The organism is Herbidospora mongoliensis, assembly GCF_001570545.1.
Lineage (GTDB): Bacteria > Actinomycetota > Actinomycetes > Streptosporangiales > Streptosporangiaceae > Herbidospora > Herbidospora mongoliensis.
The window spans coordinates 69847-88175 of record NZ_BBXD01000011.1; the positions used below are offsets into that span (position 1 = coordinate 69847).

At 73.2% G+C, this 18329-nt stretch carries 1 protein-coding gene; it reads left to right on the forward strand.

All coding sequences use genetic code 11. The annotated features are described in order from the left end of the window. Nucleotides 1-15: 15 nt before the first annotated feature. Nucleotides 16-18327 (forward strand): SDR family NAD(P)-dependent oxidoreductase, encoded by an 18312-nt coding sequence (locus tag AW272_RS45985; protein WP_066363856.1) that lies wholly within the window; start codon nucleotides 16-18, stop codon nucleotides 18325-18327. Nucleotides 18328-18329 lie beyond the last annotated feature (2 nt).

The following is an 18329-nucleotide window of genomic DNA, read 5'->3' on the forward strand; positions in this document are numbered from 1 at the left end:
GCCAAGCTGCGTTGTATGTCCGACTCCCACACCAGCACACCCATCGCCGTGATCGGCCTGGCCTGCCGGCTGCCGGGCGCGGCGGACCCCGCCGCCTTCTGGCGGCTGCTGTCGGAAGGCCGCGACGCGGTCGGCGGCGCCCCCGTCGGGCGCGGCCTGGACGAGGCGCGCGGAGCCTACCTCGACGAGGTCGACCGCTTCGACGCCGCCTTCTTCGGCATCTCGCCGAAGGAGGCGGCGGCGATGGACCCGCAGCAGCGGCTCCTGCTCGAACTGGGCTGGGAGGCTTTGGAGGAGGCCGGGATCGTGCCCGCCTCGCTGGCCGGCAGCCGCACCGCCGTCTTCGCCGCCGCCCTCTGGGACGACTACGCCACCCTCCACCACCAGGGCGGCGCACGGCCCGGCCGGCACGCGATGACCGGCCTCAGCCGGGGCCTGCTCGCCAACCGGCTCTCCTACGTGCTCGGCCTGACGGGCCCCAGCCTGACCGTCGACGCGGCGCAGTCGTCGTCGCTGGTGGCGGTGCACCTGGCGAGCGAGAGCCTGCGCCGGGGCGAGTCGGACCTGGCCCTGGTCGGCGGCGTGAACCTGATCCTGTCCCCCGACAGCCAGGCGCGCAGCGCCGGTTTCGGCGCCCTGTCCCCGGACGGCCGCTGCTTCACCTTCGACGCCCGCGCCAACGGCTACGTGCGCGGCGAGGGCGGAGTGGCCGTCCTGCTCAAGCCGCTGGACCGCGCACTGGCCGACGGCGACCGGGTCCACGCGGTGCTCCTCGGCGGCGCGGTCAACAACGACGGCGCGTCGCCCGGACTGACCGTCCCCGGCCGCGCCGCCCAGGAGGCGGTGATCCGGGCCGCGCACACCCGCGCCGGCACCACCCCCGCCGATGTTGGCTACGTGGAACTGCACGGCACCGGCACCCCGGTGGGCGACCCGATCGAGGCCGCGGCCCTGGCCGCCGCCCTCGGTTCTTCACGCCCGCTGCTGGTCGGGTCGGTGAAGACGAACGTGGGCCACCTGGAGGGCGCGGCCGGGCTGACCGGCCTGCTCAAGACGGTGCTGGCCGTCCGGCACCGCCGGGTTCCCGCGAGCCTGAACTTCCGCGAGCCGAACCCGGCGATCCCGCTCGATGAGCTGGGGCTGCGGGTGGCGACCGAGCCGGTGGCGTGGCCGCTGGAGGGGCGCGCGGTGGCGGGAGTCAGCTCGTTCGGCATGGGCGGCACGAACGCCCACGTCGTGGTGGCGGAGGCACCCCCGCGGTCGGCGTCCAAGACGGCACCGGCGGCGGTGACACCGGCTTTACAGACTCCTGGACCGCTGCTGCCGTTCGTGGTGTCCGGGCGGGACGCGGCGGCGCTGCGGGCGCAGGCCGACCGGCTGGCCCGTGAGCCGCGCGGCCGGGCGGTCGATCTCGCGTACTCGCTGGCCGTGACCAGGACCCGGTTCGCGAGCCGCGCCGTGGTGCTGGCCGAGGACCTCGACGGGCTCGCCGACGGGCTCAGGGCGGTCGCCGAGGGGCGGGAGCATCCGTCGGTGGTGCGCGGGGACGCGGTGCCGCAGCCCCGGACGGCGTTCCTGTTCACCGGACAGGGCAGCCAGTACGCGGGCATGGGCGCCGAGCTCTACCGGGCCGAACCGGTGTTCGCCGCCGCCTTCGACGAGGTGGCCGCGGCGCTCGACCCCCACCTGGACCTGCCGCTCACGGAGATCATCGAAAGCGGGCCCCTGGACGAGACCCGCTACACCCAGCCCGCCCTGTTCGCGCTGGAGACGGCGCTGTTCCGGCTGCTGGCGCACCGTGGCGTCCGGCCCGACGTGGTCACCGGCCACTCCATCGGCGAGGTGACCGCCGCCCACGTGGCCGGGGTGCTGTCGCTGCCGGACGCGGCGGCCCTGGTCGCGGCGCGGGCCCGGCTGATGTGGTCGGCGCCCTCGGGCGGCGCGATGGTGGCGGTCGAGGCGACCGAGGAGGAGATCCGCCCGCACCTCGGCGACGGCGTGGACCTCGCCGCGGTCAACGGGCCGAACGCGGCGGTGGTGTCCGGCGACGCCGAGGCGGTCGCGAGGGTGGCCGGGCTGTTCGCCGCGCAGGGCAGGCGGACCCGGGCGCTGAAAGTGAGCCACGCCTTCCACTCGGCCCACATGGACCCGGTCCTGGACGAGTTCCGCGCCGTCGCCGCCACCCTCGCCTACCGAGCACCGGACATCCCAGTCATCAGCAACGTGACCGGGCGAATCGCCACGACGGAGCAGCTCACCGACCCTGCCTACTGGACCCGGCACATCCGGCGTCCCGTGCGATTCCACGACGCCGTCACCACCCTGCGCGGCGACGGCGTGACCACGTTCCTCGAACTGGGCCCGGACGCCGTACTGTCCGCCCTGGTCCCGGGCGGTCACGCGGTGCTGCGACGCGGCCGTCCTGAGCCGGCCACCCTCCTGCGCGCACTGGCGTCCGCGCATGTGCGGGGCACCGACGTCGACTTCGGCGGCCTCGCGGGCGGCCGGCCGCTACCACTGCCGACCTACGCATTCCAGCGAGACCGCCACTGGTTCGCAGATGTGGACGCCCCCCACGAGGAGCTGACCGGGCAGGCAACCGGACGGGTGGCACGGCGATCAACCCCCGCGTCCCAGGACCGCCACTCGTTCAGGGACGCAGACGGCCCCGCGCTTGACCTGCTCGACCTGGTGCTGACCCAGACGGCCATCGTGCTGGGGCACGTGACCGGTGACGCGGTCGACGGCGACCACACCTTCAAGGACCTGGGCTTCGACTCGGTGGCCGCCGTCGAACTCCGCGAGCGACTCGCCGAGGCGACCGGGCTGAACCTGCCGACGGCACTGGTCTACAACCACCCGACCCCCCACGCGGTCGTCGCGTCACTGCGGTCGGAACTGGCCGGCGCCCCCGATCAGGTCAGGCTCGCGACGACGGCCGTCAACACCGGCGATCCCATCGTCATCGTGGGCATGGCCTGCCGGTATCCCGGCGGCGCGGAGTCGCCCGAGGAGCTGTGGCGGCTGGTCGCCGACGGTGTCGACGCCGTCGGCCCCTTCCCCGCCGACCGAGGCTGGGATCTCGACGCCCTGTACGACCCCGACCCCGCCACCCCCGGCACCAGCTACACCCGGCAGGGCGGTTTCCTGTACGACGCCACCACCTTCGACGCCGGCTTCTTCGGCATCAGCCCGAGGGAGGCCGCCGCCATCGACCCCCAGCAGCGCCTGCTGCTGGAGACGGCCTGGGAGACCTTCGAACGGACCGGCATCGACCCGGGGACGCTGCGCGGCTCACGCACCGCCGTGTTCATCGGCGGCACCTCGCAGGACTACGGACCCCGCCTGCACGAACCCGCCGAGGGCTCCGACGGCTACCTGCTCACCGGCGGCACGGTCAGCGTCGCCTCAGGCCGGGTGGCCTACACGTTCGGCCTGGAGGGCCCGGCGGTCACCGTGGACACCGCCTGCTCCTCCTCGCTGGTGGCACTGCACCTGGCCGTGCAGTCCCTGCGGCAGGGCGAGTGCGACCTGGCGCTGGCAGGCGGAGTGACCGTGATGGCGACGCCCGGCATGTTCGTGGAGTTCAGCCGCCAGCGCGGCCTGTCCACCGACGGCCGCTGCAAAGCCTTCGCCGCAGCAGCAGACGGCACAGGCTGGTCAGAAGGCGCAGGCCTCCTCCTCGTCGAACGCCTCTCCGACGCCCAGCGCAACGGCCACCCCATCCTCGCCGTAGTACGCGGCAGCGCGATCAACCAGGACGGCGCCTCCAACGGCCTGACCGCCCCCAACGGACCCTCCCAGGAAAGGGTCATCCGGCAAGCGCTCGCCAACGCCGGACTGACCCCCTCCGACGTGGACGCCATCGAAGCCCACGGCACCGGAACCCGCCTCGGCGACCCCATCGAGGCCGAGGCGCTGATCGCGACATATGGACAGGACCGGCCTGCGGACCGGCCCGCATGGCTGGGCTCGCTGAAATCGAACATCGGGCACACCCAGGCGGCGGCCGGTGTCGGCGGAATCATCAAGATGGTGCAGGCGATGCGGCACGGCCTGCTGCCTCGCACTCTGCACGTGGACGCCCCGACCCCACACGTGCGCTGGGGCGACGGCCTCAAACTCCTCACCGAGCCGGTCGAATGGCCACAGGACGCGAACCGGCCACGCCGGGCCGCCGTCTCGTCGTTCGGCATCAGCGGCACCAACGCCCACGTCGTCCTGGAAGAACCCGCCATCGGCTCCGACGCCGGCAGTGGGGCCGGGCGGCCGTTGCCCTGGTCGCTCTCGGCGCACTCACCACAGGCTCTCGCCGACCAGGCCCGCCGGTGGCACGGCCACCTGACCGCCGATCCTGATCTCGACCTCGCCGCCACCGCCCACGTCCTGGCCACCGGCAGGGCCGCGCTCACCCACCGCGCCGCCGTTCTCACCGGTGACCGCGCCGAACTCCTGGCCGCCCTGACCGCTTTGGCCGACGACGGGCACCACCCGGCGCTGGTCCGTGGCGTGGCGGGCCATCGTCCCCGCACCGCTTTCCTGTTCACCGGACAGGGCAGCCAGCGGGCCGGCATGGGCCGCGAGCTCTACCGAACAGAACCCGTCTTCACCGCCGCCCTCGACGAGATCCTCGCCGAGCTGGAACCCGGACTCCGCGAAATCATCTTCGCCGAACCAGGCACCCCCGAAGCCGCCCTACTCGACCAGACCCGCCACACCCAACCCGCACTCTTCGCCCTGGAAACCGCCCTCTACCGGCTCCTGGAACACCACGGACTCCACCCCGACGCCGTACTCGGCCACTCCGTCGGCTCCATCGCCGCAGCCCACATAGCCGGAATCCTCGACCTCCCGAACGCCGCCAAACTCGTCACCGCCCGCGCCCGCCTCATGCAACAACTCCCGCCCGGCGGAGCCATGGCCGCACTCTCCCTCAGCGAAACCGACACACTCGCCCTGCTCGAAGGACTCACCGACCAAGTCGGACTCGCCGCCGTCAACGGACCACGTGCCACCGTCGTCTCGGGCAGCCTGGACGCCGTCCAGCAGGTCATCGAACGCGCCGACGGCATAAAGGTCAGGCGCCTGACCGTCAGCCACGCCTTCCACTCACCCCTGATGGAACCCATGCTGGCCGAGTTCCGCGCCGTGCTCGACACGCTGGAGTTCTCCGCCCCGACAATCCCCGTCGTCTCCGACCGCACCGGCCACCTCGGCGGACTCGACGATCCCGAGCACTGGGTCAGGCATGTCCGCGAACCCATCCGCTTCGCCGACGGCATCGACACCCTGGCCGAATCCGGCATCCGAACGTTCGTCGAGGTCGGCCCCGACGCGATCCTCACCGCTCTGCTCCCCGACCACACCGCCCACCCCACCCTCCGCCGCGACCAACCCGAACCCCAGGCCATCACCCGAACCCTCGCCGCCCTCCACACCACCGGCCACCAGGTCGACTGGACGACACACCTCACCCCACCCCGGTCCACCGACCTGCCCACCTACCCCTTCCAACGCGAGCGCTACTGGCTGACGAGCAGGCCACACGCCGGACCGGAGCCGCTCGGCCATCCGTTCCTCAGCGCGTCGGTCGACCGCGCCGACGACGAGGGCCTGCTCCTCACCGGACGCCTCTCCTTGGACGCCCACCCCTGGCTGACCGGCCACCGGATCGCCGAGGCCGTGCTGCTGCCGGGAACGGCGTTCGTCGACCTCGCCCTGGCTGCGGGCGACCGCGCGGGATCTCCCCGGGTCGAGGAGCTGACGATCGAGTCGCCGCTCGTCCTGCCGGACCGGGGCTGGGTGGCGCTTCAGGTGATCGTCGGCCCCCGAGCCGACGACGGCGCCCGCGCACTGAGCATCCACGCGAGACCCGACCGCCCGGACGAGCCGTGGCACCGCCACGCGACCGGCCTGCTCTCCCCCGCCACGACCACCCACGTCCCCGCGCCCACCGCGTGGCCGCCCGCCGGCGCGGACCCGATCGACCCCGACCTGCTCTACTCCGAACTGGCCGACGCGGGTTACGCCTACGGCCCCGACTTCCAGGGCGTCCGGGCGGCCTGGCGGCAGGGCGACCACCTATACGCCGAGCTAGAACTCCTCACAGACTCCGGTGAGTTCGCACTGCACCCCGCACTACTCGATGCGGCGCTGCACCCACTCGTGAGCCGGCAACTCACGGCGGCGAACAGACCGCTCGCGCGATCCCCCATCGCAGGCCGGGAGAACGCGGCGGCGAACGGGTTGCCCGTGCCGTTCTCGTGGTCGGGCGTGGAGCTCTCGGCCACGGGCGCCCGGACGTTGCGGATCACCTGGTCACCCACGCCGACCGGTGGCTGGAAGCTGGACGCCACCGACGACACCGGCCTCCCGGTGCTCACGGCCGCCTCCGTGGACCTGCGCCGGATCCCCGCCGCCTCCCTCGGCGCCTCTCTCGCCGACCTGCACCGCCTCACCTGGACCCCGATCCCCGAGACCACGCCGTCAGCCGATCCCGGTGTCGCGGTGATCCGGGTCCCGTCCGGACGGGGCGCGGCAGCGTTCGTCCTGCGCGCCATCCAGGAGTCGGCCGACACCCGGCTGCTCTTCCTCACCCACGGCGCGGTCGCCGCCGTCGAGGGCGATCGGGTCGACGATCCATGGCAGGCCGCCGTGTGGGGCCTGCTGCGGGCGGCGCAGACCGAGCAGCCCGGCAGGTTCGCCGTCGCCGATGTGCCGCCGGACACCCGGAGCAGCGCCCTCTCCGTCGACGAACCTCAGTTCGCGGTCCGCGACGGTGTGATCCTGGTCCCCCGGCTGACCCGCGCGGAGCCCTCGGGTCCGGCGACGACGTTCGGAGACGGGACGGTCCTGGTCACCGGCGGGACAGGTGGGCTGGCGCGGCCCCTCGTACGCCACCTGGTCCAGCGGCACGGCGTGCGGCGCCTGCTGCTGCTCAGCCGGAGCGGCCCCGACGCCGAAGGGGCCGCCGAGTTCGCCCGCGAACTGGCCGAGGCGGGCGCCGACGCGAAGTTCGCCGCCGTGGACGTCGCCGACCGGGAGGCCCTGGCGGCGGTGCTGGCGTCCGTACAGGACCTCAGTGCCGTGGTGCACCTGGCGGGCGCGCTCGACGACGGCACGCTGGAGTCGCTGACCGAGGAACGGCTGGACTCCGTGCTGCGGCCGAAGGCGGACGCCGCCGCGCACCTCCACGAGCTGACCCGGGACCTGCCGTTGACGGCGTTCGTCCTGTTCTCGTCCGTCACCGGGCTCGTCGGCACGGCGGGACAGGCCAACTACGCCGCCGCCAACGCCTACCTCGACGCGCTCGCCCTGCACCGCCGGGCCGGCGGCCTGCCCGCGCTCTCGCTCGCCTGGGGGCTCTGGGAGCAGGGCCAGGGGATGGGCGGCACGCTGGACACCGCCGCGCGGTCCCGCTGGACGCGCTCGGGTCTGTCCCCGCTCACGGAGGCCCGTGGCCTTGCGCTGTTCGACGCAGCGCTCGGGGCGGGGGGCGAGGCTCTGGTCGTACCGGCGGCGATCGACCTCGCCGCACTACGGCGCCGCGCGTCCGGAGGGCCGCTGCCCGCGACGCTGCGCGGGCTCGTTCCGGCGGTCCGGCGCAGGGCGGAGAAGCGGGTGGCCGGGTCGTGGGTGGACCGGGTCGCGGCCCTGGCCGCCCCCGAGCGGCCCCGGGCCGTCGCCGAGACAGTGCTCACGGCGGTCGCGGACGTGCTGGGTCACGCCGGCACGACCGGCATCGACTCCGGCCGCGCGTTCCGGGATCTGGGCTTCGACTCGCTCACCGGGGTCGAGTTGCGCAACCGGCTCGGCACGGTGACCGGACTGCGGCTGCCCACCACGGTCACCTTCGACCACCCGTCGGCGGACGCGCTCACGACCTACCTGACCGGTCTGCTCCCCGGCGCGACGACCCGCGAGACCGCGCTGGAAAGGCGGGTGCTGGACGAGGATCCGGTCGTCATCGTCGGCATGGCCTGCCGGTATCCCGGCGGGGTCGCCACTCCCGAGGAGCTGTGGCGGCTGGTCGCGGGCGGCGTCGACGCCGTCGGCCCCTTCCCCGCCGACCGGGGGTGGGATCTCGATTCTCTGTACGACCCCGACCCGGACCACATCGGGACGTCGTACACCGAACAGGGCGGTTTCCTGTACGACGCCGCGGACTTCGACCCCGGGTTCTTCGGCATCAGCCCCCGCGAGGCGGCGGCCATCGACCCGCAGCAGCGGCTGCTGCTGGAGACGGCGTGGGAGACGTTCGAGCGGGCCGGCATCGCCCCCGATTCGGTACGCGGCTCGCGGACCGCCGTCTTCGCCGGGGTCATGTACAACGACTACGCGGCACGGCTGACGCGGGCGCCCAAAGACCTCGAGGGCTACCTGCTGACGGGCAACACCGGGAGCGTGCTGACGGGACGGCTGGCCTACACGTTCGGGCTGGAGGGCCCGGCGGTGACCGTCGACACGGCCTGCTCGTCGTCGCTGGTGGCGCTGCACCTGGCCGTGCAGGCGCTGCGCCGGGGCGAGTGCGACCTGGCGCTGGCGGGCGGCGTGACCGTGATGGCCGCGCCGGGGACCTTCGTCGAGTTCAGCCGCCAGCGCGGCCTGTCGGCCGACGGGCGGTGCAAGGCCTTCGCGGCGGCGGCCGACGGCACCGGCTGGTCGGAGGGCGCGGGCCTGCTCCTGGTCGAACACCTCTCGGACGCCCGGCGGAACGGCCACCCCGTCCTCGCGGTCGTGCGCGGCACGGCGGTCAACCAGGACGGCGCGTCGAACGGCCTGACCGCGCCCAACGGTCCCGCCCAGGAGCGCGTCATCCGGCAGGCGCTCGCGGGCGCGGGCCTGTCCCCTGCCGATGTGGACGCCGTGGAGGCGCACGGGACGGGCACCCGGCTGGGCGACCCGATCGAGGCCCAGGCCCTGCTGGCCACCTACGGCCAGGACCGTCCGGCGGACCGTCCGCTGTGGCTGGGGTCGCTGAAGTCGAACATCGGGCACACGCAGGCGGCGGCCGGAGTCGGCGGGATCATCAAGATGGTCCACGCCATGCGGCACGGGCTTCTCCCCAAGACCCTGCACGTGGACGAACCCAGCCCTCACGTCGACTGGGAGAGCGGCGCGGTCCGCCTTCTCACCGACGCACAACCATGGGACCGACACGACGACCGCCCCAGACGGGCAGCGGTGTCCTCCTTCGGCATCAGCGGCACCAACGCCCACGTCGTCCTGGAAGAACCAGAGAACTCACCCGCCGCGGCACACGTCGCGCCCGAACCGGCTCCCGACCGCCTGTCGAACCCGTCATCAACAGCAGCGCCCGGCCCGTCGCCAACGCAAGGACCTGCAGCGACACCGGGAGCAACGCCTGGAGAGGCACCGGCCTCAGAGTCCGGCGCAGCGCCCGGAAGGGTGCCTGGCCGAGAGACCGACGCGACACGCGGCCCAGCGCCGATCCTGGAGCCCGACAGAACGCCCAGCCCGGTGCCCGTTCTCCTCTCGGCTCACAGCCCCGAGGCCCTGCGCGCCCAAGCCGGGCAGTTGCGTGACCACCTCGCCACTCGCCCCGACCTCGGCCTCCGAGCCGTCGCGCGCACCCTCGCCACCGCCCGTGCGCATCTCCCGCACCGCGCCGCCGTCGTCGCGGCCGACCGGGACGGGCTTGTGTCCGCTCTCGGCGTGCTGGCCGAAGGCGGAGACCATCCGGCGATCGTCCGGGGGGAGGCCGCGACCCAGCCCCGGACCGCTTTCCTGTTCACGGGCCAGGGCAGCCAGCGCGCGGGCATGGGACGCGAGCTCTACCAGACAGAACCCGTCTTCGCCGCCGCCCTCGACGAGGTCCTCGCCGCTCTGGAACCCGGGCTCCGGGAGATCATCTTCGCCGAACCCGGCAGCCGGGAAGCCGCTCTCCTGGACGAGACCCGCCACACCCAGCCCGCCCTCTTCGCCCTCGAAACCGCTCTCTTCCGGCTGCTGGAACATCTGGGCATCCGGCCCGACCTCCTCACCGGCCACTCCATCGGCGAGGTCACCGCCGCCCACGTAGCCGGTGTCCTGGATCTGGCCGACGCCGCCACGCTGGTCACCGCCCGCGCCCGGCTCATGCACGCCGCTCCGGCGGGCGGGGCGATGATCGCCGTCGAGGCCACCGAGGAGGAGATCCGCCCCCACCTCACCGAGGGCCTCGACCTGGCCGCCGTCAACGGTGAGAACGCGATCGTCATCGCGGGCGACGCCGCGACCGCCCAGGCGGTCGCCGCCCGGTTCGCCGAACAGGGCCGCCGGGTCCGGTCGCTGACGGTCAGTCACGCCTTCCATTCCCCGCACATGGACCCGGTCCTGGACGAGTTCCGCGCCGTCGCGGCCACCCTTGCCTACCGCCCTCCGGCCGTCCCGATCGTCAGCACGGTCACCGGCCGGATCGCCACGGCGGAGGAACTCGCCGACCCGGCGTACTGGGCCGGTCAGATCCGCCGTCCGGTGCGGTTCCACGACGCGGTCGCCACCCTGCGGGCCCACCACGTCACCACGAGCCTCGAACTGGGCCCCGACGCCGTGCTGAGCGCCCTCACCGGGGACGGGATCCCGCTGCTCCGGCGTGACCACGCCGAAGCCGGCACCCTGTGGGCGGCGATCGTGGCGGCGTACACGAAGGGAACCCCCCTCGACTTCACCCGGCTCATAGTGGACGGCACCCCACCGGCCGACCTGCCCACCTATCCCTTCCAGCGGGCCCGCTACTGGCTGGACGCCACCCCCCAGGAGAGCCTCTTCTCGCAGGTCACCGAGCTGGCCGACGGCGGTGTGCTGTTCGCGGGCCACCTGTCGCCGGGCGCGCACCCGTGGCTGGCCGACCATCGCATCGCAGGCACGACCCCGCTCCCCGGGGCGTTCTTCGCCGACGCGGTCCTCCAGGCGGGCGCTCACGTGGGTGTTCCGGTCGTGGACGAACTGACCCTCGAAGCGCCCCTGCTCCTCCCGGCCCGGTTCCAGGTGCTGGTGGAACCGGCGGGCGACGACGGCCGGCGCGCGTTCGCCGTCCACGCCAGAACCACCGGCGACGAGCCGTGGACCCGGCACGCCTCCGGCCACCTCACCACCGAAGGCCCCGTCCCCGACGTTCACGCGGAGGCCTGGCCGCCGCCGGGGGCCGAGCCGGTGGATGTGGACGAGTGGTACGCGACCCTCGCGGATCTCGGCTACGAATACGGTCCCGCGTTCCGGAACGTGCGGGCGGCCTGGCGGTCCGGTCGCACGATCTTCACCGAGGTCGCGCTCGACCTCCCGGAAGACGACCGGTTCGCGCTGCACCCCGCGCTGCTGGACGCCGCCTTGCACCCGCTGCCCGTGACGGGCGACGGCTCAGGACTGCGGCTGCCGTTCTCCTGGTCGGGCGTGCGGCTGCACGCCTCCGGCGCGACCGGGCTGCGGGTCCGGATCGACCTGACCGACCAGGACAGCGCGACGCTGACCCTGTCCGACCCGGCGGGCCGCCCGGTCGCCTCGATCGAGAAGGTGGTCCTGCGTGCCGGTGCGCGGACGGCTCCCGCCTACGAGCTGACCTGGCAGCCCCCGTTGAACGGCACGCCCTCCGCGCGTCCCGCCGCGCTCCCCACCGGGCTCTCCGGCGAAAGCGGGGCCGCGACCGACCTAGCGCACGTGCCACTCGGCTCAGCAGGCCAAACGGCCGAATGGGCGCTCGCACTGATCCAGGCCCGACTGTCCGGCGACACCCCCCGGCTGGCCTTCGTCACCACCCAGGCCGTCGCCACCCGCCGCGACGAGCCCGTGGAAGAACCGGGCCAGGCAGCGGTCTGGGGTCTGGTCCGCACCGCCCAGAGCGAGCACCCCGGCAGGTTCACCTTGGTCGACACCGACGGGACCGCCGCCTCCGACCAGGCTCTCCCCGCCGCCCTGGCCCTGGACGAACCTCAGTTCGCCCTCCGCGACGGCCGCGTCCTGGTCCCCCGCCTGACCAGAGTCGGCGTAGGCGCCGGCGCGAGCCGCCTGCGGCCGGAGGGGACCGTCCTGATCACCGGCGCGACCGGCTCTCTGGGCGGACTCGTCGCCGAACGCCTCATCACCCGGCACGGCATCCGCCACCTCCTGCTGGTCAGCAGACGCGGCCCCGACGCCCCCGGCGCGGCGGACCTCCTCCATCGGCTGACCGCCCTGGGCGGCATCCCGGAACTGGCCGCCTGCGACATCGCCGACAGGACCGCGCTGGCCCGCCTCCTGGACACCGTCCCCGCCGACCGGCCGCTCACCGCGGTCATCCACACCGCGGCCGTCCTCGACGACACGACGATCACCGACCTGACCCCCGATCGGCTGCACACCGTTCTGGCCGCCAAGGCCGACGGCGCCGACCACCTGAGCCGCCTCACCCACGACCTGGACGCCTTCGTCCTGTTCTCCTCGATCACCGGCACCGTCGGCACCGCCGGTCAGGCCAACTACGCCGCCGCCAACGCCTACCTCGACGCCCTGGCCCACCACCGCCACGCGCGGGGCAGGGTCGCCACCTCACTCGCCTGGGGCCTGTGGGAGCAGGACGACGGCATGGCCGCCCGCCTGTCCGCAGCCGACCTGGCCCGGCTGGCCAGGAACGGCATCGCCCCGCTCACCCAGGACGACGCGCTGACCCTGTTCGACGCGGCCCTGCGAACCGGCTGGGCCGGGCACCCCGTGCTGGTGACGGCCCGCCTGGACACCAAGGCACTGGCCGCGCCGGGAGCGGTCGTCCCACCGCCGTTGCGATCGCTCGTACCGGAGAAACCGCGTCGCCCCGCACCCACGCCGCGCGCCGGAACGGACCGGGACCTGCTGGACCTGGTCAGGGAGACCGCGGCGACCGTGCTGGGACACGCGTCCGCCGACCCGGTCGCGGCCGGACGCGCCTTCACCGATCTGGGCTTCGACTCCCTGTCTGCCGTCGACCTGCGTAACCGCCTGAGCACCGCCGTCGGCCTGAAACTCCCCACGACCCTGGTCTTCGACCACCCCACCCCGGCGTCCCTCGCCACCTGGCTGCGCTCCCGCCTCCTGGACGAGGCCCCGAAGCCCCAAGTGGTGAAGACGGCCGCCCGCACCGACGATCCCGTCGTCATCGTGGCCATGGCCTGCCGCTACCCGGGCGAGGTGGCCTCCCCGGAGGACCTGTGGCGGCTGGTCGCAGGCGGCGTCGACGCCGTCGGCCCCTTCCCCACCGACCGGGGCTGGGATCTCGACTCCCTGTACGACCCCGACCCAGCCGCCCCCGGCACCAGCTACACCCGCGACGGCGGATTCCTGTACGGCGCAGCCGGATTCGACGCCGACTTCTTCGGCATCAGCCCCCGCGAGGCGGCGGCGATCGACCCCCAGCAGCGCCTGCTCCTGGAAACGGCCTGGGAGACCTTCGAACGCGCCGGCATCGACCCCGGGACGCTGCGGGGCTCGCGCACGGGCGTGTTCGCCGGCGTCATGTACAACGACTACGGCGCACGCCTGCACCAGGCCGACCGATCGCCCGAGGGCTTCGAGGGCTACCTGGTCAGTGGCAGCGCCGGGAGCGTGGCGTCGGGCCGGGTGGCCTACACGTTCGGCCTGGAGGGCCCGGCGGTCACCGTGGACACCGCCTGCTCCTCCTCGCTGGTGGCCCTGCACCTGGCGGCCCAGGCGCTGAGGCAGGGCGAGTGCGACCTCGCCCTGGCGGGCGGGGTGACGGTGATGGCCAGCCCCGCGACTTTCGTCGAGTTCAGCCGCCAGCGCGGCCTGTCCACCGACGGCCGCTGCAAAGCCTTCGCCGCAGCAGCAGACGGCACCGGCTGGTCAGAAGGCGCGGGCCTCCTCCTGGTCGAACGCCTCTCCGACGCCCAGCGCAACGGCCACCCCATCCTCGCCGTAGTACGCGGCAGCGCGATCAACCAGGACGGCGCCTCCAACGGCCTGACCGCCCCCAACGGACCCTCCCAGGAACGCGTCATCCGCCAAGCACTCGCCAACGCGGGACTGGCCCCTTCCGAAGTAGACGCCATCGAGGCCCACGGGACGGGCACCCGCCTCGGCGACCCCATCGAAGCCCAAGCCCTCCTCGCCACTTACGGACAAGACCGGGACGAACCGGCCTGGCTGGGCTCGCTGAAGTCCAACATCGGCCACACGCAGGCAGCAGCCGGGGTCGGCGGCATCATCAAGATGGTCCAGGCCCTCCGCCACGGAGTCCTGCCCAGAACCCTGCACGTGGACGAACCCACCCCCCACGTCGACTGGGACACCGGAGCCCTCCGCCTCCTCACCGAGTCCACCCCGTGGCCACAGCACGAGAACCGCCCCCGCCGGGCCGCCGTCTCGTCGTTCGGCATCAGCGGCACCAACGCCCACGTCGTCCTCGAAGAACCAGAGCCCGCACCCACCCCCGTCGTGACGACGAACCCGGTGTCCGAGGCAGTGCCGATTCTCTTGTCGGCGCACAGCCCTGAGGCGCTGCGGGCGCAGGCGCACCGGCTGTACGACCGCCTCTACGCCGAGCCTGCTCTCAGCCCGCATGCCATCGCCCCCACGCTGGCCACCGGCCGGGCGCTGTTGACCCACCGAGCCGCCGTCGTCACCGGCGACCGCGCCGAACTTCTGGCCGCACTCACCGCGCTCTCCGACGGAGACCATCACCACGCGCTGATCCAAGGAGAGGCCGGCGAGCCGAAAACCGCCTTCCTGTTCACCGGCCAGGGCAGCCAGCGCGCCGGCATGGGACGCGAGCTCTACCGAACAGAACCCGTCTTCGCCACCGCCCTCGACGAGATCCTCGCCGAGCTGGAACCCGGACTCCGCGAAATCATCTTCGCCGAACCAGGCACCCCCGAAGCCGCCCTACTCGACCAGACCGGCCACACCCAACCCGCACTCTTCGCCATCGAAACCGCCCTCTACCGGCTACTCGAACACCACGGACTCCACCCCGACGCCGTACTCGGCCACTCCGTCGGCTCCATCGCCGCAGCCCACATAGCCGGAATCCTCGACCTCCCGAACGCCGCCAAACTCGTCACCGCCCGCGCCCGCCTCATGCAACAACTCCCGCCCGGCGGAGCCATGGCCGCACTCTCCCTCAGCGAAACCGACACACTCCCCCTGCTCGAAGGACTCACCGACCAAGTCGGACTCGCCGCCGTCAACGGACCACGCGCCACCGTCGTCTCCGGCACAGACCCCGCGATCCAGCAGGTCATCGAGCGTGCCCACGGTGCCAAGACCAAGCGCCTGACCGTCAGCCACGCCTTCCACTCACCCCTGATGGAACCCATGCTGACCGAGTTCCGCGCCGTGCTCGACACCCTCGAATTCCACCCGCCGACGATCCCCATCGTCTCCGACCGCACCGGCCACCTCGGCGGACTCGACGACCCCGAACACTGGGTCAGACACGTCCGCGAACCCATCCGCTTCACCGACGCCATCGCCACACTCGTCGAATCGGGCATCCGAACGTTCGTCGAGGTCGGCCCCGACGCCGTCCTCACCGCTCTGCTCCCCGACCACACCGCCCACCCCACCCTCCGCCGCGACCAACCCGAACCCCTCGCCATCACCCGAACCCTCGCCACCCTCCACACCACCGGCCACCAGGTCGACTGGACGCAGCACCCCTCCCCATCCCAGTCCACCGACCTGCCCACCTACCCCTTCCAGCGCGAGCGCTACTGGCTCAACCCCCCGCACAGGCGAGCCACCGACGCATCCGGCCACCCGCTGCTGACTTCGGCCGTCGACCTGGCGGGCGACAATGGCACCGTCCTCACCGGACGCCTGTCCACCCGCACCCATCCCTGGCTGGCCGACCACACCATCGCGGGCACGACGTTGTTCCCCGCCACGGCACTGCTCGACCTGGCCCTCCACGCGGGCGACCGCATCGGCACTCCGGTCGTGGACGAACTCACACTGCTGGCCCCCCTGCCGATCCCCACCGACGGCGCGACCCTCGTCCAAGTGGCGATCGCCGCCCCCGCCGCCGACGGACGCAGACCCCTGACCATCCACTCCCGCGCCGACGCACCAGACGCCACGTGGACACTGCACGCCTCCGGCCACCTCACCGAAGACACCGCCGAAGATCCGCCCGCGCCTCAACCGTGGCCACCCGGCGAGCCCGTCGACATCGACGACGCCTACGAACGTCTGGCCGCTCTCGGCTACGCCTACGGCCCGGCCTTCCAAGGCCTGCGCGCGCTGTGGCAGCAGGGCGACGACCTGCACGCCGAACTGGAACTCCCCACGGACTCCGACGAGTTCCCCCTGCACCCCGCACTCCTGGACGCCGCCCTGCACCCCCTCGCCCTGGCAGGCGACAAGATCAGGCTGCCGTTCTCGTGGACGGGCGTGCGCCGCGGCGTCACCGCGACGGACACGATCAGAGCCCGGCTGACCCCCTTGAGCGACGACCGGTTCGCGCTGTCCCTGACGACCCCGGACGGCGACGCAGTCCTCACGGCCGAACTGGCCGTGCAAACCGTGCGGACCACCGCACCCATCAGGAACGCGATGGCGCTCCACCGAATCGAGTGGACCAGAACGCCCCACCGCACCGCCGTGCCCTACACGCTGCTCCGCACGGCAGGAGAGGCGCTCGACCATCTGCGCGCCCCCGGACCCGGCGACGTGGTGCTCGACCTACGCGGAACCGGCTACGGCCCGGTCACCTCGGCCGTGCTGGAGGTCGTCCAGGCCTGGCTGGAGAAGGATGTCCCGGCCAGGCTGGCGGTACTGACCCACAACGCCGTAGGCGTGCTCGACGACGACCCGATCACCGGCCTGGCCCAGTCGGCCCTCTGGGGCCTGGTACGCACAGCACAGACCGAGCACCCCGGCAGATTCGTCCTCATCGACACCGACGACTCGGCAGATCCCGGCCAGGCACTGGCCCTCCAGGAACCCCAGATCGCCCTCCGCAACGGCGAGGCCCTGCTACCCGCGCTAAGACCCATCACGGCCAGCTTGGGGGAACCCGCCACGGCCCGCTCGGGCAGTGGGCGGCTCCGCCCTGAAGGCACGGTTCTGTTGACCGGCGCGACCGGATCGCTGGGCGCGATTCTCGCCGAGCATCTGGTCACCCGCTACGGCGTCCGCCACCTGCTGCTCGTCAGCAGGCGCGGCCCCGACGCCCCCACCGCCGGCGCGCTCATCCAGCGGCTCACCGACCTAGGTGCCGCGCCCGTGGTGGCGGCCTGTGACACCGCCGACCCGATCCAGCTCCGGCGGCTGCTCGACGGCATCCCCGCCGCCCACCCGCTCACCGCCGTCGTCCATGCCGCCGCCACGCTCGACGACACCACCGTCACCGACCTCACCCCCGAACGGCTGCACACCGTGCTGACCGCCAAGGCCGACGCCGCGCACTTCCTGCACCACTTCACCCGGCACCGGCCGCTGGACGCCTTCGTGCTGTTCTCCTCGGTCGCCGGGATCATCGGCAACGCGGGACAGGCCAACTACGCCGCCGCCAACACCTACCTCGACGCCCTCGCCCAGCACCGAAGGGCGAGCGGCCTGCCGGCCACGTCCATCGCCTGGGGGCTGTGGGCGCAGGACGGCGGCATGGCCGCCGGGCTCGGCGCGGCCGAACTCGCCAGGATCGCGCGCACAGGCATCGCGCCGCTCGACCCAGGCGACGCGCTGGCCCTCTTCGACGCCGCGCTTGCGGGTGACGTCCCGAACGTGGTCGCGGCCCGGATCGACACGGCGGCGCTGCGCGCGGCCGGGGACGCCGAGCGGGTGCCTCACCTGCTCCGCTCACTGGTGCGCTTCCCGGCGAAACCCATGGCGAGAAAGCAGCAGGACACCGTTCCCGCGCTGGTCAAGACGCTGACGGGCGCGCCGCCGGCGGACCGGCCCGGACTCGCGCTGAGCCGCGTCAGGGATCTGGTCGCCGACGTGCTGCGGCTGCCCTCGGGGAGGACCGTGCCCTCCGAGCGCGGGCTGCTCGACCTCGGGTTCGACTCGCTGACGGCGGTCGAGCTGCGCAACCGGCTGGCCGTGGAGACCGGGCTGCGGCTGCCGGCCACGCTCCTGTTCGACCATCCGACGCCGAACGCGCTGGCCGCGCACCTGCACGGAGAGCTCGCCTTCCGTCTCCCCGGCGGCGCGGGACCGGCCCTGACCGCGCTCGACGCCCTGGCCGAGACGGCCGCCGCGCTCGGCGAACGCGACCGGGAACTCGTCGCGGCCCGGCTGTCGGCACTGCTCGCGCTGGTGTCCCCCACGGGTGCGGCGAACGGTGTCCAGGACGCCACCGACGACGAACTCTTCCAGCTCATCGACACGCAACTCGGTTCCGACCACGAGGAGAGGTGACG

Excerpts from the sequence above, each read along its gene's own strand:
- AW272_RS45985 (WP_066363856.1), top strand. The coding sequence starts at position 16 with ATGTCCGACTCCCACACCAGCACACCCATCGCCGTGATCGGCCTGGCC.